21 protein-coding genes are annotated in these 21,135 nt (G+C 38.4%); 11 read left to right on the top strand and 10 right to left on the bottom strand.

Annotation, left to right across the window (positions count from 1 at the left end; translation table 11 throughout):
• The 7 genes from rodA (at position 1) to lipA (ending at position 6,216) form a co-directional block, all read left to right on the top strand.
• Positions 1 to 1,119, top strand: coding sequence for a rod shape-determining protein RodA (rodA, locus tag ABJE44_RS06545; protein WP_348112267.1), 1,119 nt, complete (start codon positions 1 to 3; stop codon positions 1,117 to 1,119).
• Between the two features lie 69 nt (positions 1,120 to 1,188).
• A complete protein-coding gene (gene mltB / locus ABJE44_RS06540; protein ID WP_348112266.1) occupies positions 1,189 to 2,157 on the top strand; it encodes a lytic murein transglycosylase B in 969 nt (322 codons plus the stop codon).
• Positions 2,158 to 2,189: 32 nt separating this feature from the next.
• Positions 2,190 to 2,999 (top strand): septal ring lytic transglycosylase RlpA family protein, encoded by an 810-nt coding sequence (locus tag ABJE44_RS06535; protein ID WP_348112265.1) that lies wholly within the window; start codon positions 2,190 to 2,192, stop codon positions 2,997 to 2,999.
• A gap of 145 nt (positions 3,000 to 3,144) precedes the next feature.
• The gene (locus ABJE44_RS06530) at positions 3,145 to 4,314 is read left to right on the top strand and encodes a serine hydrolase (protein WP_133470896.1); all 1,170 of its coding nucleotides are present in this window, start codon (positions 3,145 to 3,147) and stop codon (positions 4,312 to 4,314) included.
• Positions 4,314 to 4,577, top strand: coding sequence for a DUF493 family protein YbeD (gene ybeD / locus ABJE44_RS06525; RefSeq protein WP_348112264.1), 264 nt, complete (start codon positions 4,314 to 4,316; stop codon positions 4,575 to 4,577). The genes ABJE44_RS06530 and ybeD overlap by 1 nt, the downstream gene beginning before the upstream one ends.
• A gap of 24 nt (positions 4,578 to 4,601) precedes the next feature.
• Positions 4,602 to 5,261, top strand: coding sequence for a lipoyl(octanoyl) transferase LipB (gene lipB / locus ABJE44_RS06520; RefSeq protein ID WP_348112263.1), 660 nt, complete (start codon positions 4,602 to 4,604; stop codon positions 5,259 to 5,261).
• On the top strand, positions 5,254 to 6,216 hold the full coding sequence (gene lipA, locus ABJE44_RS06515; protein ID WP_348112262.1) for a lipoyl synthase: 963 nt from the start codon (positions 5,254 to 5,256) through the stop codon (positions 6,214 to 6,216). Before lipB ends, lipA begins: the two co-directional genes overlap by 8 nt.
• An 89-nt stretch (positions 6,217 to 6,305) precedes the next feature.
• Here the strand turns inward: lipA and ABJE44_RS06510 are convergent, their stop codons facing one another.
• Positions 6,306 to 7,751, bottom strand: a complete 1,446-nt coding sequence (locus ABJE44_RS06510) for a phosphomannomutase CpsG (protein WP_348112261.1) — start codon at positions 7,749 to 7,751, stop codon at positions 6,306 to 6,308.
• Positions 7,752 to 7,774: 23 nt separating this feature from the next.
• Entirely contained in the window at positions 7,775 to 9,196 is a 1,422-nt protein-coding gene (locus ABJE44_RS06505; RefSeq protein WP_348112260.1) for a mannose-1-phosphate guanylyltransferase/mannose-6-phosphate isomerase, read from the bottom strand.
• Between the two features lie 176 nt (positions 9,197 to 9,372).
• On the opposite strand from ABJE44_RS06505, the gene tcdA reads away from it, so the two are divergent.
• Positions 9,373 to 10,197, top strand: coding sequence for a tRNA cyclic N6-threonylcarbamoyladenosine(37) synthase TcdA (gene tcdA / locus ABJE44_RS06500; RefSeq protein WP_348112259.1), 825 nt, complete (start codon positions 9,373 to 9,375; stop codon positions 10,195 to 10,197).
• Positions 10,198 to 10,291: 94 nt separating this feature from the next.
• A complete protein-coding gene (locus ABJE44_RS06495; RefSeq protein ID WP_348112258.1) occupies positions 10,292 to 10,705 on the top strand; it encodes a hypothetical protein in 414 nt (137 codons plus the stop codon).
• A 35-nt stretch (positions 10,706 to 10,740) separates the two neighbouring features.
• Here the strand turns inward: ABJE44_RS06495 and ABJE44_RS06490 are convergent, their stop codons facing one another.
• The 6 genes from ABJE44_RS06490 to ABJE44_RS06465 form a co-directional block, all read right to left on the bottom strand.
• The gene (locus ABJE44_RS06490) at positions 10,741 to 11,208 is read right to left on the bottom strand and encodes a DUF2919 family protein (protein WP_348112257.1); all 468 of its coding nucleotides are present in this window, start codon (positions 11,206 to 11,208) and stop codon (positions 10,741 to 10,743) included.
• Positions 11,209 to 11,233: 25 nt separating this feature from the next.
• Positions 11,234 to 12,967: a GGDEF domain-containing protein gene (locus ABJE44_RS06485; RefSeq protein ID WP_348112256.1), complete on the bottom strand. Its 1,734-nt coding sequence runs from the start codon at positions 12,965 to 12,967 to the stop codon at positions 11,234 to 11,236.
• Positions 12,968 to 13,481: 514 nt separating this feature from the next.
• Positions 13,482 to 14,855 carry a Na+/H+ antiporter NhaC family protein gene (locus tag ABJE44_RS06480; RefSeq protein WP_348112255.1) on the bottom strand — a complete coding sequence of 458 codons (1,374 nt, stop codon included), beginning with the start codon at positions 14,853 to 14,855 and terminating at the stop codon, positions 13,482 to 13,484.
• A gap of 287 nt (positions 14,856 to 15,142) precedes the next feature.
• Entirely contained in the window at positions 15,143 to 15,673 is a 531-nt protein-coding gene (locus ABJE44_RS06475; protein WP_348112254.1) for a DUF6817 domain-containing protein, read from the bottom strand.
• A 20-nt stretch (positions 15,674 to 15,693) separates the two neighbouring features.
• On the bottom strand, positions 15,694 to 16,338 hold the full coding sequence (locus ABJE44_RS06470) for an FMN-binding negative transcriptional regulator (RefSeq protein WP_348112253.1): 645 nt from the start codon (positions 16,336 to 16,338) through the stop codon (positions 15,694 to 15,696).
• Positions 16,325 to 16,945, bottom strand: coding sequence for a GNAT family protein (locus ABJE44_RS06465; protein WP_348112251.1), 621 nt, complete (start codon positions 16,943 to 16,945; stop codon positions 16,325 to 16,327). The genes ABJE44_RS06470 and ABJE44_RS06465 overlap by 14 nt, the downstream gene beginning before the upstream one ends.
• Before the next feature lie 91 nt (positions 16,946 to 17,036).
• Between ABJE44_RS06465 and ABJE44_RS06460 the strand changes: the two genes are divergently transcribed.
• Positions 17,037 to 18,494, top strand: a complete 1,458-nt coding sequence (locus tag ABJE44_RS06460) for a PLP-dependent aminotransferase family protein (RefSeq protein ID WP_348112250.1) — start codon at positions 17,037 to 17,039, stop codon at positions 18,492 to 18,494.
• An 8-nt stretch (positions 18,495 to 18,502) separates the two neighbouring features.
• Here the strand turns inward: ABJE44_RS06460 and ABJE44_RS06455 are convergent, their stop codons facing one another.
• Positions 18,503 to 18,844, bottom strand: coding sequence for a 5-carboxymethyl-2-hydroxymuconate Delta-isomerase (locus tag ABJE44_RS06455; protein ID WP_348112248.1), 342 nt, complete (start codon positions 18,842 to 18,844; stop codon positions 18,503 to 18,505).
• A gap of 113 nt (positions 18,845 to 18,957) precedes the next feature.
• Positions 18,958 to 19,350, bottom strand: a complete 393-nt coding sequence (locus ABJE44_RS06450) for a hypothetical protein (RefSeq protein WP_348112247.1) — start codon at positions 19,348 to 19,350, stop codon at positions 18,958 to 18,960.
• 306 nt (positions 19,351 to 19,656) lie between these two features.
• On the opposite strand from ABJE44_RS06450, the gene asnS reads away from it, so the two are divergent.
• On the top strand, positions 19,657 to 21,054 hold the full coding sequence (gene asnS, locus ABJE44_RS06445; protein WP_348112246.1) for an asparagine--tRNA ligase: 1,398 nt from the start codon (positions 19,657 to 19,659) through the stop codon (positions 21,052 to 21,054).
• Positions 21,055 to 21,135: the final 81 nt, after the last annotated feature.

Raw genomic sequence — 21,135 nt, 5'->3', positions numbered from 1 at the left:
ATGCTGAGAACTAAACTGGAAACTAATCAGCCATCATTCTTAACTAGAATTCACTGTGACGGAGTTTTACTATCTGGCTTGTTATTACTCATGGCAGTTGGATTAATTACCATTTACTCGGCAGGCGGACAGGATATAGCCCTTATACAAAGGCAAGTAATTCGTTTAGGAATAGCCTTAACAGTCATGTTAGTTGTGGCGCAAATACCACCTTTAGCTTATCAAAAGTTATCCATTTACTTTTACATAGCCGGTATAGCGATGTTAATTGCGGTGCTGGTTATTGGTGTCTCAAGTAAAGGCGCTCAGCGGTGGTTAGACTTGGGTGTTACACGTTTTCAACCATCAGAAATTATGAAGTTAGCCTTACCTATGATGGTGGCTTGGTATATCAGTCGTTTTAATTTACCCCCCAAGCTATGGCAAATATTAGTTGGTCTAGGGCTTGTTGCTGTACCAACCTTACTTATTGCTCGCCAGCCTGATTTGGGTACATCTTTGCTCATTGCCAGTTCAGGCGTATTTGCATTATTTCTAGCTGGAATGAGTTGGAGTTTTATTTCATTTATAGCCGTTGCTGTATCAGCATTTACACCCATCATGTGGTTTTTCTTAATGAAAGACTACCAAAAACAAAGAGTTTTAACCTTTTTGAATCCCGAGAGCGATCCTTTAGGGTCTGGATATCATATTATTCAATCTCAGATAGCTATTGGCTCTGGTGGCGCACAAGGCAAAGGTTGGCTACAGGGCACACAATCTCAATTAGAGTTTTTACCTGAGCGTCATACTGACTTTATTTTTGCAGTATTCAGCGAAGAGTTTGGCTTTTGGGGGGTGGTCGGTTTACTTGCTATTTATGCATTTATTGTAATTCGAGGCATGCTGATTGCGATACGCGCTCAAGATGCATTTTGTAAAATTTTAGCGGGCAGTATTACCCTCACTTTTTTTGTTTATGTATTCGTGAATATGGGAATGGTATCTGGAATATTACCGGTAGTAGGAGTCCCGTTACCATTAATCAGTTATGGTGGAACATCAATGGTAACGCTACTAGCTGGTTTTGGAATTTTAATGGCAATCAGTACCCAGAAACGTATTATGTCTAGAGTTTAAGTTAGGTTTGATAAGCACTTCTATTTTACTTTATTGCTTTGCAATAAGGCTTTGTTTGCAAGGAACACCATGAAAAATATAGTATATTTATTATTGATTAGTCTCTTCATAAGCTTCCATGCCCTTTCATCACCAGAAACCTTGCAGCAAGAATTCATAAATAAAATGGTGGAAAAACATAATTTTAAGCGCGCGACTGTTGAAGCTTCACTAGCTAAAGCCGTAAAAAATGAAAAGATACTCTCGTCCATCGCCAAACCATGGGAAGCTAAGCCTTGGCATCAATATTACCCAATTTTTCTGACTGAAAAACGCCTGGCCAAGGGTGTAGAGTTTTGGAAAGCATATAAAGACACATTGGAGCGAGCAGAACTAGAAACTGGTGTTCCGGCACAAATAATTGTGGCGATAATTGGTGTAGAGACTTTTTACGGAACTTATAAAGGAAATTACCCAGTACTAGACGCCTTAGTCACATTAGGATTTCACTACCCACCAAGAAGTAAATTTTTTCGAAGTGAATTAGAGCAGTTCTTCATTCTTGCTAAAGAAGAAAATTTTGATTTAACTGAAATTAAAGGTTCATATGCCGGTGCTATGGGTTGGGGACAATTCATATCATCTAGTTACCGCCACTATGCTGTCGATTTTGATAATGACGGTACACGGGATCTATTAAATAACCCGGTAGACGCAATTGGAAGTGTCGCTAATTACTTTAAAAAACATGGTTGGAGACAAGGTCAAGACATTGCCTATAAGGCGAATATAACAGGCAATGACTATACACCATTTTTAAAGAAGTCCTTAAAATATGAGCATCAATGGCAACAACTTCAAAACGCGAACATAGCAATAGATAATACGTTAACCCCAGAGACTTCCGTAAAACTGTTTGACTTCAAACAACCAGAGAGTAAAGAATACTGGGTCGGGCTTAGAAATTTTTACGTAATTACTCGATATAATCACAGCCCTTTATACGCTATGGCTGTGTACCAATTTAGTGAGCAACTAAAACAAGAGATGTATCTCTAACTATATTTCAATAATTTAAAATCAATTTAATTATGAACATCTTAAAATTTTTTCTGCCATTAATCATTTTATTAAGTCTCGTTGGATGCGCCCAAAACGGGCGATACCATCAAAGTCATGACACGCCTCCAAAAGTGATCCCTAAACATATCCCCACCATAGATGTCGAACCCAAATATGAACCATATGCAGCAGCTAATTTAAAACCCTATACGATACGTGGTGTGAATTACCGGCCAATGTCGACTGGTAAAGGATATAGCGCTACAGGAAAAGCTAGTTGGTATGGACAAAAATTTCATGGTCACTTAACGGCAAACGGTGAAGTATACGACATGTTTAAAATGTCAGCCGCCCATAAAACCTTGCCTCTCCCCTCTTTTGTACGGATTACTAACTTAGCAAATGGTAAACAAGCAATTGTTAGGGTAAACGACAGAGGGCCTTTTCATAGCAGTCGACTGATTGACTTATCGTATGCCACAGCGTTAAAGCTAGATATGCTAAAAACGGGTGTAAGTGATGTAAAAATTGATGTGATTCATATTGGTAAAAACGGCCAAAAAACTATTGGAGCCCAAGCTATAGGGAATCTTTCTACAGAAACAGTTGTCATAACAAAGGATATTTATATTCAAGTGCTCGCACTGCAAAATAAAACACAAATTAGTAAGATTGGTAGCGCTCTGCAAACCTTGTATCAGCGACCATTCAAAAGCGTACTCGAGAACAATGTTTATAAGCTCAGGATTGGCCCATTGGCCGATGAAGCAGATGCCATTGATTTACTAAGCCATTTAAAATCCAATGGCTACCCTAGTGCCTATAAAGTTTATGACTGATAAATTCAGATTTTATTGCTAAATTGTTATTTGATAAGCAGTAATTATCCACCAAAAGTGCTATATTGCAGCACAAATTTTAGCTGTCATTTTCTCTTAGAAGACGACATATATTTTAGAAATTCAATCAAAAAATGGTAGTTTAATGCGTAACCTAAAAACTTATTTCAATTCTCTTCTAAGTGGCATGGCAATATGTTTATGTATATTCCCTTCTTCCGCCGCAGTGGTAATCCCTCCAGCTCCAAGTGTAGCCTCTAAAGGCTTTGTGTTAATGGACTTTCAAACCAATAACATCATTGCAGAACAAAACGCTGACATTCAAATTCCACCAGCCAGCTTAACTAAAATGATGACCAGTTACGTAATTGGTCAAGAACTTGCCAATGGTAATATTAGTGAAACGGATTTAGTGACTATTTCTGAAAACGCTTGGGCCAAAAATTTTCCAGATTCGTCAAAAATGTTTATAGAAGTAGGTAAACAAGTATCAGTGGCAGATCTAAATCGTGGCATTATTATTCAGTCAGGGAACGACGCATGTGTCGCTATGGCTGAACATATCGCCGGCAGTGAAAGCGCCTTCGCAACTATGATGAATATGCATGCCCAAAAATTAGGTATGAACTCTACCCACTTTGTCAATAGTCATGGATTACACGATGCGGACCATTACACTACCCCAAGAGATATGGCTTTACTATCTGCTGCGCTCATACGTGATGTTCCCGAAGAGTACGCCCTTTACGCAGAAAAAGAATTTACCTATAACGATATTAAGCAATATAACCGTAATGGGTTATTGTGGGACAAAAGCTTAAATGTTGACGGTATTAAAACGGGCCACACCTCTGATGCAGGTTATAGTTTAATTACATCAGCGACTCAAGGGGATATGCGGTTAATATCTGTGGTTATGGGTACTGAAAGTGAGCGCGCTCGTAAGATTGAGAACAAAAAATTACTTAAATATGGGTTCCGCTTTTTTGAAACCATAACGCCGTATAAAGCTGGTGATAGTTTTGTATCCCATAGAATTTATATGGGCGATAAAGAAACCGTTGACTTAGGAATTTTAGAAGACACACCTATTAATATTCCCCGTGGCCAAAGTAAAAATTTAGAAGCAAATTTTAAATTGGAAAAAAATCTGCAGGCTCCTTTAGCTAAGGGGGAAGTGGTTGGGACTCTTTACCTACAAATAGAAGGTGAAGATATTGCGGAATACCCTTTAGTCGCACTTCAAGAAGTGAATGAAGGTGGCTTTATCGACCGTATGATTGATTTTGTAAAGTTAAAAGTAGGTCTAGAATAATGGATACTAAATTTGATCAATTACTTGATTTTCCATGCCAGCAAACCTTTAAGATTATGGGGCTAGCCGATCCGCAGCTCCCAGAACATGTTATAGCTTGCGTTCAACAGCATGCTCCTGGAGATTACAACCCAACTGTGAAACCTAGTTCCAAGGGAAACTATCACTCGATATCACTTAGTGTGAGAGTCACTAGCAAAGACCATATGGAAACTTTATACAAAGAGCTCGCTAAAATAGAATTAGTTCGAGTTGTTTTATAAATTGCGATTAGAAAGTCAATTGAAATGAGTGAGGTAATTAAAAGTAGCTTGATAGTCAGGCAGTTAGGCCGACAACCTTACATGCCTATTTGGCAGGCCATGCAGGATTTCACTAACAATAGAGATGCTAATAGTGCTGACGAAATTTGGTTAGTAGAACATGATCCTGTATTCACTCAAGGTCAAGCTGGTAAAGAAGAACACCTGTTGTTGCCCGGAGATATACCTGTAGTACAAGTTGATCGAGGTGGGCAGGTTACTTACCACGGTCCGGGACAGCAAATGCTGTACGTACTCATTAACATGAAGCGTAATAAATTAGGGGTCAGACATTTAGTGACCGCTCTTGAGGAATGTGTAGTTGAGACTCTTAAAGAATATAAGATATCAGCCTACCCCAAAACAGATGCTCCAGGTGTTTACGTAGACCATAAAAAAATATGCTCCATTGGATTGCGTATCCGTAAGGGCTGCTCGTTTCATGGTTTAGCGTTGAATGTAAATATGGATTTAAGTCCATTTAAACGTATCAATCCTTGCGGCTATGCAGGACTAGAAATGATAGATTGCGCCACATTAAATGGACCAACCTCACTGAATGAGGCTGGAGCTAAGATAACAAATCATTTATGTTCATTATTAGGTATAAATAAAAAAACATTTAGAGAAGGTTTTGATGACTAATGCTCGCCCAGTTGCCGGAGTAAAACTTCGGGACGACGAAAAAGTAAAACACATTCCAATTACTATCATGCCGACCGAAAAGGCTGAAATGTTGCGTAAACCCGATTGGATCAAAATTCGTCTACCCAGTAGTACAGATAAAATTGACCATATCAAAAAAACCTTACGTAAAAACAAATTGCATTCAGTTTGTGAAGAAGCAAGTTGTCCAAACTTAGCTGAATGTTTTAACCATGGTACTGCCACCTTTATGATTTTAGGTGATATATGTACTAGGCGCTGTCCATTTTGTGATGTAGCTCATGGTAAACCTTTGCCTCCAAGCGCAGAAGAGCCAATTAAGTTAGCCACCACCATAGCTGAAATGAAACTAAAATATGTAGTTATCACCTCTGTAGACCGGGATGACTTGCGGGATGGCGGTGCGCAACATTTTGTGGATTGTATTAGCGCTATTCGTGAGCATAGCCCAGCAACTAAAATTGAAGTACTTGTACCAGATTTTAGAGGCCGTATGGATAGAGCTTTAGAGATTTTAAAGAAAGGTCCACCTGACGTATTCAACCATAACCTCGAAACCATTCCTCGCCTTTATCGTGAGTGTCGACCTGGCGCTAATTATCAGTGGTCATTAGACCTACTCAAAAAATTTAAAGAGCAACACCCAGACATTCCAACTAAATCCGGGTTAATGATGGGAATGGGAGAAGATAAACACGAAATAGCTGAAGTTTTAAAAGACTTACGCTCCCACAATGTTGAGATGTTAACTCTGGGTCAATATTTACAGCCTAGTAAACACCACTTCCCTTTAAAGCGTTATGTGCACCCTGATGAGTTTAACGAGTTAGACGCTATAGCAAAAGACTTAGGCTTTACCCACGCAGCATGTGGTCCTATGGTTCGCTCAAGTTATCATGCCGATAAACAAGCAGCAGGCGAAGAAGTTAAATAAGAGCTCTTTAGAGTACTGTTGCTACAAACAATAAAAAAAGCCCAATCATTAAAAAATGACTGGGCTTTTTTTATTCCCTCATTAGCGAACTACTTTAGCAATGCTAATAACTCTGCTGTTTTCTGTTCCATTAAAGCTATGTCGCCTTTAGATTCAACATTTAATCTAACCACTGGCTCGGTATTAGACTTACGTAAATTAAAGCGCCATGTACCAAACTCCAACCCAATACCATCGGTATAATCTATAACTGTAGCCTGTGATTCATATTTATCTAACACTGACTTGATAGATGCATCTGGATCAGCCAACGTACTATTAATCTCACCAGAAGATGGGAACGCAGCAATACGCTCTTTTACTAGCTGTGACAAAGGCTTTTTAGTGGTACATAACAACTCTGCCACTAACAACCATGGGATCATGCCAGAGTCACAATAAGCAAAATCTCTGAAGTAGTGATGAGCACTCATTTCTCCACCATAAACAGCGTCATCAGCTCGCATCCGCTCTTTAATAAAGGCATGACCTGTTTTACTCTTAATCGGCACACCGCCAGCTGAGGTCACTATATCTTCCGTATTCCAATAGACTCTAGGGTCATAAATAATTTTAGACCCAGGGTCTTTATCTAAAAAGGCCTTCGCTAGTAAGCCAACTATATAATAACCTTCAACGAACTCGCCTGTTTCATCAAACAAGAAACAACGATCGAAGTCTCCATCCCAAGCAATCCCCATATCAGCACCGCTATCTTTAACAGCATTTGCGGTATCTGCACGACTTTCAGGCAAAAGTGGATTGGGAATACCATTAGGAAATGAACCATCAGGAGTATGATGAACTTTTATAAATTCAATGGGTACATTCGCATTATCTAATGCACTTTGAATAGCATCTAATGCATCACCAGCAGCACCGTTACCGGCATTAACAACCAATTTAAGAGGCGTTATATTGTTTAAGTCAACGTAAGACAGGATATGTTCAACATATGCAGCCATATTGCTAATAACTTTGTATTGATTTGAAGCTTTTAACTTATCAATTTCAACCGAGCTTTCCCCAGATATAAATGCTTTTTCTGAGACCATTGCATTCGCATAAAAGCCTAACCTAGCGAGTACTTCTTCGTTGTCGTAGGTCTCAGCTAAATCACGAATTGCAAATAATCCGGTATCACCACTAACCGGTTTAGAGTCAGTTTTTACTAACTTCATACCGTTGTAATCAATCGGATTATGACTGGCTGTGACTTCAATACCACCATCCATACCTAAGTGTTTAGTAGCAAAATAAATCTCTTCTGTACCTGTCATTCCTAAATCGGTGACAATGGCACCACCATCAATCAAACCCGCAGATAAAGCTAACTTTAAAGGCTCAGAGGTTAATCGAACATCTCCACCTACCACTACAGTCTTAGCTTTCATTTGCTCAGCAAAAGCCCTGCCAATTCTATAAGCTACATTTTCATCAAGCTGTTCAACCAATTTCCCACGAATATCATAGGCTTTAAAACAGGTAATTTTCATACTTTCCCTTTATTTTTTAAAGTTTACTTAGCTGCTACGCGCCCATAGCGGTCAGAAAAACGCACTATGTCATCTTCACCTAAATAAGTTCCTGATTGCACTTCAATTAACTCTAAAGGGATACGCCCGGGGTTTTCTAAAGCATGAACCACGCCTACAGGAATATAAGTAGATTGATTCTCTGATAGTAATAAGGTTTCATCACCATTTGTCACTTTAGCGGTACCAGATACCACAATCCAATGCTCAGCTCTGTGATGATGCATCTGCACTGATAATTTCTCGCCAGGCTTAACGGTAATACGTTTAACTTGGAAACGCTCTCCGTTATCGATTGAATCATAACTTCCCCATGGCCTAAATACTTCACGATGGAATTGCCATTCTGGTCGACTTTCAGCTTTAAGTTTATTAACTACATTCTTAATATCTTGAACTTTATCTTTATGAGATACGAGCACAGCATCTTTAGTTTCAACAACAACAACATCTTCTAAACCCACTACAGAAATAAGGCGTTGTTCAGAATTAACATAGCTATTACTCACGCCGTCTAAGATAGCATCACCGATAACGACATTATTGTTTTCATCTTTTTCTTTAGCCGTTTCCCATAAAGAGGACCAACTACCCACATCACTCCAACCTGCATCTAGCGGCACTACACAAGCAGAGTCTGTTTTTTCCATTACCGCATAATCAATTGAGTCATCAGGACAATCTGCAAATACATCAGCATCTACACGGACAAATTCTAGATCAGGAGCTTCTGTGGCAATGGCTTTTTTGCATATAGATAACATTTCAGGAGCATACTTCTCAAGCTCTTCTAAATAACGACTTGCTTTGAACATAAACATGCCACTATTCCAATAATACTCACCAGAATCAACATACTGTTGCGCGGTAGCCAAGCCAGGCTTTTCTACAAAACTTGCAACATCAAAGCCAACCTCAACCGCTTCTACATCCGCTCCTCTCTTTATGTAGCCATATCCAGTATGAGCAGAATCAGGCACTATTCCAAACGTCACTAACTTACCTTGGTTTGCAAGTAACTCAGCCTGTTTAATTGCCCTATGAAACTCTGGCGCATCATTTATTAAATGGTCAGCAGCTAAAATCAATAAAACTGGATCTTCATCATTTTTGAATGCATGCAACGCCGCTAATGCAATAGCAGGTGCAGTGTTGCGCCCCATTGGCTCTAATAAAATTCCACCATGTGCGATGTCTTGTTGACGTAATTGCTCAGCCACTAAAAATCGGTGGGCATCATTACAAATAACAATTGGCTGCTCAGCATCACTACCAGATAACCTTTCAATGGTATCTTGCAACATAGTTAAGTCACTTGTTAATCGCAAAAATTGCTTAGGTAATGCAGCTCTTGATTTTGGCCATAAACGACTTCCACTACCGCCAGCTAAAACAACAGGTTTCATTTAACTTTCCTTTTGATTAATCCAATATTGACAGACAAGAAGTGGCTGCTAATTCAGTAAACACCAATAGTATTAAAGCTTACCTACATATTCAATAAAGAACTGACAAATTAACGTTAACAATTTTCACTACTGCACTGATAGAATATCTAAGCGTTAAGAATAAAAGAGTATTTATGCAAAATTCAAAACAACTTGTTAACAATCAAGCGTTTGACCCCAATCGATTTGGTGGCACTCAGCGAGTATATGGCGTCGATGGTACTAATATTTTACACCATGCCCATGTGTGCGTAGTTGGCGTCGGCGGTGTAGGCTCATGGGTGGCAGAATCACTTGCCAGAACAGCCATAGGTAAAATAACTTTGATAGATTTGGACGATATCTGTGTTACCAATACTAATAGACAAATTCATGCAGAGACAAATACGGTTGGCTCAGCGAAAGTTGATGTCATGGCGGAGCGCATTAAGCTAATAAACCCTCTTTGCCAAGTTAATACTATCGAAGATTTTGTGACGCCCGAAAACGTTTCTGAATTGATTACCGCAAACTATGATTATGTCGTCGATGCGACTGATAGTATAAAAGCTAAAGCTGCAATGATTGCGTTTTGTAAACGTAACAAAATCCCAATTATCACCATAGGTGCGGCTGGGGGGCAGATAGACCCTACACAAATTGCCGTAACTGACTTAAGTAAAACAATTCAAGATCCGCTGGCAGCAAAATTACGCTCTGAATTAAGACGGTTCTATAACTTTTCAACTAACCCCAAACGCCGGTTTGCTATTGACTGCGTGTACTCTAAAGAACAACTTCATTACCCCCAACCCGATGGTAATGTGTGTAAACAAAAAAACCTCAATGATGGCAGTGTTAAATTAGACTGTAATAATGGCTTTGGTGCTGCAGTGGTGGTCACCGCTACTTTTGGGTTTGTTGCAACAGCGAGGTTGATAGAAAAATTAATTGATAAAAAGTCTAAGGCTAATACATAAGTAAGGCTAAACAATACCACTCATTATTTACCATCGACAAATTGGCGAATAAACCACACAATAACGAATACAATAAATTTAATGGACAAATATTATGCAAATGACATCAGCCGAGCTTGCCAAGTTAATGTTAGATAGTGCTCAAAATGCGGTAACGACGACCCAAGAAGAATTTAAGCTTACCTTAGACTTTTCAGAAGAGAGTATTAATTTAGTTGATGATGTTATTTTAGCATGGTTAGGCCGCTATAAAGACCAAGCTTTGGAAGAAAATGCGGTTTTCACCATTTGCAATATTTATGGGGCCTATGTTGGGGAAATATTTAAAGAAAAAATTGGTGGAGATTGGACCTATGATGAGTCTAACCCAGATGCACCTTACGTCGTCCTTAGTTATGCAGGCAGCAGCTACGCATTTGCAGGGGTGTGTTACCAACGTTTAGTCAATGACAGTAGCATAAGTATTAAAAATTACTTTGATGAGGCCGTAGCTAATAACTTGCAGTAATTTAGGAGTTTTAGATTGATGTTGTAAATTAGTTTTTACCCTTTTCTCCAATCAGCCAACATCAATCTAATATGCATATCTTTCAGTAAAAAATATAAACACAATAAACTAACTAAGGTAGTTAATGATATAGCCCAAGAAAATTGCCAATGATTGAATTTTGCTAACATCAGATTGAAGCTTAAATCCCCTAATATTGAGATAGTCATACAAGGTCTAATAAACCCAAACAGCCAAGTTTTATTGTTGACCCAAATCTTTTCTCTAAAACCTACAATAACAAGCACCGCCAAAGCAGGTACACCAATGGCAAGGCTTATATAAAGAAAGTTAGTTTCAGGAAAAAAAATTCGTAATAGAGTATCTCCGCTGCCACGACCCGATAAAGAAGCAATAAATATTAAAAAGCTACGACTTAAATATAACAAACACAGATATAGACCTAGCGAAGGTAATATTCGTCCTGAGGCATCATAAAATTTAAGGGGAAGTAACAGCTTCACTCATTTATCCAATATTTTAAGCACTTTACATCGCTTTGTTACGGCTTTCTCTAATTTCTGATATCACCTCATCAACGTCTGACAACCCGGTATTGGCATTATAGATATGCATCACTATATTGGGCTCTATATCGTGACGATTTTTAGTAACAACGGCAATTTTTGACAATTCGCTTTCAATCCGATTAAAGGAATCTTTTGCAATTGACTCTTGAATATCTTGAATACACACAATAAATTGATCTGTACTCACTCTACCTACGATATCCAAATCTCTAGTAGCGTGTTTTAAACAGCTAGCCAATTGCGTAATCAAAAGATCTGACTCAGTAGAGCCGTATTGACTTTGTATATCACATAAATTATTAACATTAATCAATGCTAGCGCATTTACTCGCTCACTATTTGTTGACTTTATTTTCCGAATTTTAGATAAAACAGCTTGTTCGTTCAAAAGGCCAGTAGCTGGATCCGAGCCTAACCTTCTTAAATAAGCTCTACCTACAGTCCAATATACCAGTAACGCGAAACACAAAGTAATCCCCAGAAGAATAAAAACGGCCTGCCAGCGTTTTCTTTCAAACTCTTCAATATTCGTTTCAAGACCAGTAATTTTATTGTGTAAATTAGCAACCCCTAACACCCTTCCCGAAGCTTGCTGTTGTTGCATTTTTTCTACTGTTATATCGACGTATTTATCAAAACTATCCCCAGCAGCTTCTAAATTCCCCATAAATAAATGAGCTTTCACTAAAAAACTCAAATACCTTTCCTGTTTTGTAAACCTCCCAGACATGGCGGTTTTTGAGTCTTGTTGTTTATCTAAAAATGCCTTGACACATTCTTTATCAGCTTCATTTAGGCATAATGCAGTGGCATACCATTCATATAGCTTAGCCATCTCTTTATTAGAAATTTGAGTTAAAAACGCTTGCCAAGTTCTTAAGCTTTTTTTCATTTCTATATAATTTTCAGTCACATAATAATGACGACTTAAAGCAAAGTGATACCAACTATTAGTCAATGGTGTATTCACTTTCAGATTGCCTTCTCCGAGCTCATCTATCATTCGCTTTGCATTATCAAAATCACCACTTCCCGTTAAAGCTGAGATAATACTTATGAGAGGAGCGAGTTGATTTTTTTCTTCATAAACAGACAGACCTAAGCGATAACTTTTCTCGTACTCTTCTGCAGCTAAGACTCGCTGCCCAATTGAGCTATATAGTAAACCAATATTATTGTGAATATGTGCCAACGCTTTTCTATCATCTTGCTTGGAATAGGATTCAAGTAAGGAGAAAAGTAAGCCTAATTTAACACCAAAGTCTTGCTTGTCTTTTCCACATTCCGTTATTAAGCCTAATTGGGAGCTAAGGTAAATATCGCTAAACTTATCTTTAGATAATTGCTTAGATTTTTGATAATACTCACACTTTCTAGGGTCATCATTTACATCAAAAATAAACCCTAGCTGATAATGAATACTGGCATAACTTTCAGAAGACTCACTTAAACTCTTATTAGCTAACAAACTAGCAATTAATCGTTGTGCTGCATCACTATTGCCTACACAAATTAACCAGTGAGCTTTATGAACTTTCAATTTAATGGCTTGTTCATTAGAGATATTGATGTCCTTTAAATAATTATCAACTCTAGTAATAGAGCTATCAGATGGGCAATCAAATGTGGAGACATGCACCTCTTTTATAAAATCGTCAAGATCATCAGCGAACACACTGAATGGCAATTGCATTGAAAGCAAACCCCAAATTATGATCTTTGCAAATCGGATCAAAGTAACCTCATATATATACGATTATAAATAGAACAAAAATGTTCTGCTTGCTTTACCTAAATTGAAAAACAGACCAATAAAAATACGTTATTAACCAACAGCTAATAGTTCATCACTTTATTACTCTTAGCTAAAAGAGCAGTGCTCCAATAAGGCCATTTATCTCGGGACTGCAGTATTTTTTGGTTTACGTTACAAATAACCTGCATAAAACCGACACCTTCTATGTCTGGTATTATACCCTATCTCTTACAGTTCGCGAATCAAATGAGAATCAGGCCCCTACGGAGCCTAGTTTGATTCTTAGTTAACAGTTGTTGGGTAAACCTTAAAGAGTTGACAACTACCTAAGCTATAAAATTAAACTCAAAGGCATTCGAAACTGCATTAGCCTATTTACTTTAATCTAAAATAACTCGTGTCTTTGTTGGTAAGCCGTAAACCTTAGCTTGTGGCCAAAACCCAGCAGGTTTTAAATAATAATCAAACTGACAACAAAATACCCGATGAAGGTCAATGCTCCACCAAATAGGGCATAAGGCATTTGCGTTCTGACATGGGTCAATAAATCACAACCAGAAGCAATGGATGATACAGCTGTGGTATCAGATATTGGCGAACAGTGATCACCAAATACCCCACCTCCTAATATAGCGGCAATAACAAATGAGGGAGGCAACCCTAATGTTTCAATAAGAGGTACACCAATAGGAATAAGAATTGCGAAGGTTCCCCAAGATGTCCCCGTAGTAAAAGACATAACAGCGCCTGCTAAAAATAACACAGGAACCACTAAACTAAGGGGCAAATAATCACCCACTAACCCGGCTACAAATACCCCAGTTCCCAACTCTTTTAAACTTGCACCTAATGTCAGTGAAAATAAGACGATAGTAACTAAAGGTAAAATCTCCCCCATACCTTTGAAGCCTGTATCAACTAACTCTTTGTGGGTGTTTTGCTTAGAGGTTAACAATAAAATATACGCAACAAAACAAGCAAACACTGTGGCATAAAGTACTGATTTGCTGCCACTACCATTGGCCAAAACGCCATCCCCAGTCCAAAGCATAAAACCAATCATTCCTAGTATCATACTTAATAGAGGTAACAGCATAAACCGGGCTTTAGTCCCAGTAATTTGGCCTTGCTCACCTTCTAATTGAACTAATTCTTTATCTGCTTCTTTAAGAGGGCCATGTACTTTGTCAGCCAAAATTGTATACAGCACGATTACCAGAGCAATAATTGCGTAGAAGTTAAACGGGATGGTTCCCCATAATACTGATACCGCACTTTGCTCCATTTCATAATTACTCAATAAACCAAGAATGAAAGCCCCCCACCCATTTAACAAAATTAAAATACAAATAGGTGCACTGGTACTATCAATCACATAAGCAAGTCTGGCTCGACTCATCTTAAACTTGTCAAACAACCCACGGGCTAAAATCCCCGAAGCTAGAACACTTAAGTTTGATTCAATAAAAACCACTATGCCCGTAAACATAGTTAACAAACCAACTTGTCTTTTACTCTTTGCAACGCCTTTATTAATCAATAACTCTACTGTGGCGGTTACCCCGCCTGAATTACGCATGTAAGCTAACAGGGCACCAATCAACAAGCTAAACAGTAGAATTCGGCTATTGCCTCCAGAGGTAACAATTTCGATGACTCTTTCGATTGACGCAATTGACCCCGAAAACAAGACCTCAGAGCCATTTTGAAAAGCCAATAGCCATTCAGCACTTAGAATAGCCATAACCAGCGCCAAAATGACCTCTTTACGCCAAAAAACGATAACGATAGCTATTAAAGGAGGGAGAATTGAATACCAATGCATACTAGAACCTTATTTTGATGAAGCTTTTTTAATTATGGTGATAAGTTGAATCAGATAATGACAGCTTAATGTATCATTATTTACAGGATAAATTATAGGAAAGCACACTCACCTTTAATCATTTAATATAAAATACAGCAAAGCCTTATATGTGTGCCACTACTTCTTTAAACATAAACAGAAATTGTACCTTTAAGTAACTGGAACGCTATATACAATTTCGTTTTCTATTATTATTAATTCAAGGCACTGAATCTAAAGACACCGACCATGTATATTGCAATACCTTAATAAGACTTAGCTAGCTTAAGTTTTCGGTTAGCAGGGACACTTAAAAATGGCTGTAATGTAAAAAGGAAATCATTCGCAAGGCTTTTATCTATAGATGCATAATTTGCCCCTTCAAAGACGCTATCAAGCTCAATTGCCACAAATAGCTCACAAAGTTGACACAAAGCGAAATGGGGTATTGATTCCGCTTTGCCACTATTTTTATTATAAAAAACAAAGTCACCGGTAGCCAATTGCTGCTTAAAAGAATGCGTCTTATCCCAAATACTAAAATAATAAATAATGTTTTCTACCTCACTACCTACAATTTCTTTTACGCTAGTTCTCAAATCAGTCTCTATTTGACTGTTATTAAGTTCATTTTCTAAATAAGCGGCATAATAAAAACCAGCTTGTTGTAGGGCCAAATCAGCATTCCATTCTTTCAGTAGGCATCGAGTACTTTCAAGATGAGTAATTAAATCACTATCAAGGTGTTCAAACTTCCCTGCTCCTAACTCAATTAACTTACGAAACTTAATATCCATAGTCGCTCCTAACGCCATTTCTACTTTATATTTCCAACCCCAAGATTAGACTTACTCATATAATTTGCCAGAGCAAGACTATCAAAGCGATCAGCCCCTGATAACCCATTAAACACCCCAAGTTGGTCTGATATATTTCGCTGTTGCCCTAATTTTTGCACACCTTCAACTTTTTGTATCTTAATTTTAATGCCAACAATCCCAGCTAGTAGTTTATCAACAAAATGTTCAGGGATGACCTCTTGGTTATCTAGTAAACCAGGTTCGTATTTTTGAACCAGAGCGGTGATCGCCTTAGCACTCTGTTTTCCAGAAGTTAACTCGACACAACCGTATACATGCACCGCTGCATAATTCCAGGTTGGAACAGCTGGTCGCGCCTGATACCAACTTGGTGAAATATAACTATGGGGGCCGCTAAAAGTAATTAAAACATTGGCTTTATCAAAAACTTTCCATTGAGGATTAGCTCTAGCGCAATGGCTATAAAGGCACCCCATTTCACCTTCATCAGACTTTAATAAAAATGGTAAATGACTCGCCTGTAACCTGCTTCCAGTCACACAACTAGCATCATCCGAAACTAAAATACCAAAGCCAAATTCATCAATAAATTGTTGTATTGTAGCTAGATTACCCATTGCAAATGACTTAGGAACAAACATTTTTATTCCTTTTATTATGTGCAAAAGTCAACTTAGCGTGTAAATCGGCTTTAACTGCAGGCCAGTCTGATTTAATAATACTGTAAATCGCACTATTACGATGACTACCATCTTGTTGAATACGCGCGCACCTGAGTATGCCTTCAAATTTAGCGCCGACTCCCAAAATAGCTGTCCTAGATTGTTGGTTTTTTTGGTGCGTTTGGAAGGCGACTCTATTCATCTCAAAAACCTCAAAGGCATAGGTTAACATGAGTAACTTACAGCTGCGGTTGACGTGACTTTTCTGTACGCTAGGATTTAAAAAGGTATACCCAATCTCGATGGCTTTATGCTCTTTAACGATGTTCAAAAAGCTACTCGAGCCCACCACTTGGTTTTGGCACTTATCTATAACCACAAATGGAATTTGTACGCCGAGTTGCTTGTTTGATAAACACTTCTCTACCCAGTTTTTTGTTGCCTGCTCAGTTCTACAATAGTGATGACTTGTCCACTCCCAGATAGAAGAAGCTTGTCCAGTCTTATATAAGGGGGCGATATGTTTCACTGTCATGGGCTCTAAAGCTACATATTCATCTTGTAATGTAGGAACAATGGTAAACATCAATTAATCTCAAGAGTTAAGTAAAGGTGATTTACTATCGCCCCTAACTGGTCTATGGTAAACAACCAATAAAAACAAATTAAATAGACCAATGAAGATATTTAGTTTAGTCGATAACGGCACTCCCAAATACCTGCAGTTAGCAGAGTCTGTTAAACAAAATATTAGAAAAGGTAACTTGTTACCCGGAGATACTTTACCTTCTGTTAAATCCTTCAGTGATGACTTACATGTAAACCGACACACTATAATGAAAGCTTTTGCAGAATTGATTGCCGAAGGCTGGGTAGAGTCAAAACAACGAGTCGGTTATAAAGTGGGGGGAAACATCCCCATTGAAGGTAGTCAAAAGCCATTAGAAAGTGACGCTAAACAACCTAAATTTAAATATAGGTTAGTCAGGTCAGGCCCCTCTATCGATTATCCACCAGCGACTCAATATGAGTATAATTTTTCAGGTGGGCAGCCCGATTTATTTAAGTTTCCATTCAACGAATTTAAACAACATATGTCTGCAACTCTCACAAGACCTAACCTTGAGCAACTGAGCTATGGTGAAATAATGGGAGTACCAGAATTAAGGCAACAAATTGAAAATTACCTTCGTAAATCTAGAGCCATAACAAACCGAGAAGTCATCATTACTAATGGCTCACAAGAAGCTCTTTTCATAATTGCGCAGTTATTGTTACAGATGGGAGATCAAGTGGCAGTAGAGGCTCTAGGTTATCCGCCAGCTATGGCTGTTTTTAATAATGCAGGTGCCGATTTAGTCGCCATAAAGCAAGATCAGATGGGAATAATTCCTGAAGACTTGGAGCAAAAAATACAAAGTGGAAGCATTAAACTTATTTACCTAACGCCATTACACCAATACCCGACAACCGTGACATTACCGATTGCTCGTAGAATGGCTGTTTACCAATTAGCGGCAAAGTATAGTATTCCTATTGTAGAAGACGATTACGATCATGAGTTCCATTATCGCTGTCAACCGCTAGCACCAATGGCTTCAAATGATCCACAGCAATTAGTTATTTACCTATCAACCTTTTCTAAAATTATGTTTCCAGGCGCGAGAATTGGCATATTAGCAGTGAATAAAACCCTAGCCAAAGCGGTTGCCGAGTATCGTATGATAATCTCTCATAAAGGCAATGCACTTATGCAATTGGCACTAGCAAAATGGATGGAAGAAGGGGGATTTGAACGTCACCTAAAACGTATAACTCGCATCTACATGGCACGTAGAGAAAACGCTATAAAATGCCTAGAACAATATAATTTATTTGATTTTATATGCCCAGACGGCGGAATGGCCTTATGGATAAAACTCAAGAGTACATCAATAAATACCTCTAAGCTCGCAGCCCTAGCTAGGCATAAAGGGATTTATATTCAACACGAAAAACAGTATCACACGGTTCCTCAAAGTAACCGTAACCACTATTTACGAATTGGTTTTGCAAGTATGCCAGAGACAAAGTTTAATGAGGGACTATCAATCTTAGTCAAGTTAATTAACACCAAAGCGCAGTCATTAAGTTAAGTAAACAATTACAAAATTGTTTTTCTGTAACTCACTTTTTCTATATCGACCACTTCAACAGTGAGAGAAACTGGAGACCTGGCTATTTTAGTCAAAGAATTTAACATCATCTCAGATAACATTTTCTTTTGTTGATGGTTTCTGCCTTGTAAAATTTTAACATTGACATGGATAAAAGGCATATCGCCTGCCCCTGTTTGATAATACTCAAATGCTATCGCTCTGGTTTTAATAGACGCTTCTTCAAATAACTCTGAGTCTACAGCTCCTTGATGGATACATTTAATCAAAGATTCAGGGCTTAATTCTTTTTCAATATTTTTTGAATATTCAACAATACAGTGCGGCATAAAACCTCTTAATTAAGGCAAGGGTAATTAAAAATCACTCCGAAAAAACTAACATATTTTCAAGTAACTAATGACTCACTCTTCAAAACACCAAGTGACCATTACAGAAAACATCAGGGATTAAACTCAAAATATAAAATAATCAGACTAGATATTGCCGTTATCAATAAAACATATCCATTGATCCCAAAATGATCTTTTTCACGTCGGTTACGAAACCGTTTCATGATTAAAACAGCGACACTTATCACCACACATAAAGCTAATAGCGCCACAAGGTAGATACTTAGAGTCTGTGACCACTCTTGTCGTCCTTCCAATCCCCAAAAAGCTTGAACACCCGATACGAATTCGGGTCTGGCATTATGAAAAACCAACAAGGCACCTATAAATGCAAACCAGCCTAGTACATTCACAAAAACCATGCATCTAAAAAACAGATCATTCTCTCTACGAGTTCTCCGTCTATTTGGGGTACGACTATGTAATGGTTGATTTTGCTTCATACAATAAATAAGTTCTCAAAATAGTGTTTTTAAATCGATTTTTCTTGAGTCTAAGCGCTAGCTGCGTAAGATTACACACCTTGCAATAATAGCCAATGAAACGTTAGTCGAGTCTTATAGTAACATCGCCTATGTTTTCGGCTAGCAAAACAATTTCAATAGTTTTTTATCTTCTTTAATTGTTTATCTGTAAACAGTTTTAGCAAGGTTTAGATACCCCAAAAATTACTATAACAAGGTAATTTGACGTTTAAATTTGATTACAGGTCTAAAGACCTTAAATCCCATTAAAGTGGAGAGATATAGATGGCGCACGCCCCGGTGGCAGAGATTTTTGCCGGTAAATATTCAATAGGTGAACAGGTTACAATAAAGGGCTGGGTACGTACTCGCCGAGATTCCAAAGCAGGTTTATCTTTTATTGCAGTGCACGATGGCAGCTGCTTTGATCCCATCCAAGTGATTGCTCTCAACTCCCTTGAAAATTATACAGATATCCAGAAGCTCACAACCAGCTGTTCATTGATAGTTACTGGCACTCTAAAAGAGTCTCAAGGCCAAGGTCAGTCGTTAGAGATTGAAGCCCAAAGCGTTGAAATAGTAGGCTGGGTTGAAAATCCAGATACATTCCCTATGGCACCCAAACGCCACAGCATGGAATACCTTAGAGAACACGCCCACCTTAGAGCAAGAACCAATGTAGGCGGTGCCGTCACTCGCGTTAGAAACTGTTTATCACAAGCCATTCATCGTTTTTTCTATGAACAGGGCTACTGCTGGATAAGCACCCCTATTTTAACAGCCAGTGATACCGAAGGCGCTGGCGAGATGTTCAGAGTGTCTACTCTAGATATGTTAAACACGCCTACTACAGACAAAGGCGAAGTAGATTACAGCCAAGATTTCTTTGGAAAAGAAACCTTTTTAACGGTTTCAGGCCAATTAAATGGTGAAACCTATGCAACAGCCATGTCTAAAATTTATACGTTTGGACCCACCTTTAGAGCTGAAAACTCAAATACAAGCCGACATTTGGCTGAGTTTTGGATGATTGAACCAGAAGTCGCTTTTGCCGACTTAGCAGATATTGCGCAACTTTCCGAAGACTTACTCAAATATGTATTCAAAGCTGTGCTAGCCGAACGTCCAGACGACATGGCCTTTTTTGCACAACGTATCAACAAAGACGCCATTAGTCGTCTAGAGAAAGTAATAGCCCAAGACTTTGTGCGTATGGATTACACAGATGCTATCGAAATATTGCAAAACTGTGGTAAAAAATTCGAGTTCCCCGTTAGCTGGGGCGTAGATTTATCCTCAGAGCATGAGCGTTACTTGGCAGAAGAACATGTTGGCGCTCCTATCATCATGCAAAATTATCCAAAAGACATTAAAGCCTTTTACATGCGTATTAATGATGATGGTAAAACAGTTGCAGCCATGGATGTATTAGCACCAGGAATTGGAGAGATAATAGGCGGCTCGCAACGAGAAGAGCGCTTAGATGTTTTCGACAGACGGTTAGCTGAAATGAACCTAAACCAAGAAGATTATTCTTGGTACCGAGACTTACGCCGTTATGGCACCGTCCCTCACTCAGGATTTGGGTTAGGTTTTGAGCGTTTAGTGGCTTATGTTACAGGTATGCAAAACGTAAGGGACGTCATCGCCTTCCCGAGAACCCCAGGTAATGCAAATTACTAGATATAACGTCCGAAGTATGAATTAAGCCACCTACTGGTGGCTTTTTTATTTCTAATGAACACTAGAAATATTGAATACCAT

The sequence above is a fragment of the Paraglaciecola sp. genome (assembly GCF_039942875.1).
GTDB lineage: Bacteria > Pseudomonadota > Gammaproteobacteria > Enterobacterales > Alteromonadaceae > Paraglaciecola.
This window is presented reverse-complemented; position numbering and strand designations above follow the sequence as displayed.

Coding starts and splice junctions, on each gene's coding strand:
- rodA (WP_348112267.1), top strand. CDS start 1: ATGCTGAGAACTAAACTGGAAACTAATCAGCCATCATTCTTAACTAGA.
- mltB (WP_348112266.1), top strand. CDS start 1,189: ATGAAAAATATAGTATATTTATTATTGATTAGTCTCTTCATAAGCTTC.
- ABJE44_RS06535 (WP_348112265.1), top strand. CDS start 2,190: ATGAACATCTTAAAATTTTTTCTGCCATTAATCATTTTATTAAGTCTC.
- ABJE44_RS06530 (WP_133470896.1), top strand. CDS start 3,145: ATGCGTAACCTAAAAACTTATTTCAATTCTCTTCTAAGTGGCATGGCA.
- ybeD (WP_348112264.1), top strand. CDS start 4,314: ATGGATACTAAATTTGATCAATTACTTGATTTTCCATGCCAGCAAACC.
- lipB (WP_348112263.1), top strand. CDS start 4,602: ATGAGTGAGGTAATTAAAAGTAGCTTGATAGTCAGGCAGTTAGGCCGA.
- lipA (WP_348112262.1), top strand. CDS start 5,254: ATGACTAATGCTCGCCCAGTTGCCGGAGTAAAACTTCGGGACGACGAA.
- ABJE44_RS06510 (WP_348112261.1), bottom strand. CDS start 7,751: ATGAAAATTACCTGTTTTAAAGCCTATGATATTCGTGGGAAATTGGTT.
- ABJE44_RS06505 (WP_348112260.1), bottom strand. CDS start 9,196: ATGAAACCTGTTGTTTTAGCTGGCGGTAGTGGAAGTCGTTTATGGCCA.
- tcdA (WP_348112259.1), top strand. CDS start 9,373: ATGCAAAATTCAAAACAACTTGTTAACAATCAAGCGTTTGACCCCAAT.
- ABJE44_RS06495 (WP_348112258.1), top strand. CDS start 10,292: ATGCAAATGACATCAGCCGAGCTTGCCAAGTTAATGTTAGATAGTGCT.
- ABJE44_RS06485 (WP_348112256.1), bottom strand. CDS start 12,967: ATGCAATTGCCATTCAGTGTGTTCGCTGATGATCTTGACGATTTTATA.
- ABJE44_RS06480 (WP_348112255.1), bottom strand. CDS start 14,855: ATGCATTGGTATTCAATTCTCCCTCCTTTAATAGCTATCGTTATCGTT.
- ABJE44_RS06475 (WP_348112254.1), bottom strand. CDS start 15,673: ATGGATATTAAGTTTCGTAAGTTAATTGAGTTAGGAGCAGGGAAGTTT.
- ABJE44_RS06470 (WP_348112253.1), bottom strand. CDS start 16,338: ATGTTTGTTCCTAAGTCATTTGCAATGGGTAATCTAGCTACAATACAA.
- ABJE44_RS06465 (WP_348112251.1), bottom strand. CDS start 16,945: ATGTTTACCATTGTTCCTACATTACAAGATGAATATGTAGCTTTAGAG.
- ABJE44_RS06460 (WP_348112250.1), top strand. CDS start 17,037: ATGAAGATATTTAGTTTAGTCGATAACGGCACTCCCAAATACCTGCAG.
- ABJE44_RS06455 (WP_348112248.1), bottom strand. CDS start 18,844: ATGCCGCACTGTATTGTTGAATATTCAAAAAATATTGAAAAAGAATTA.
- ABJE44_RS06450 (WP_348112247.1), bottom strand. CDS start 19,350: ATGAAGCAAAATCAACCATTACATAGTCGTACCCCAAATAGACGGAGA.
- asnS (WP_348112246.1), top strand. CDS start 19,657: ATGGCGCACGCCCCGGTGGCAGAGATTTTTGCCGGTAAATATTCAATA.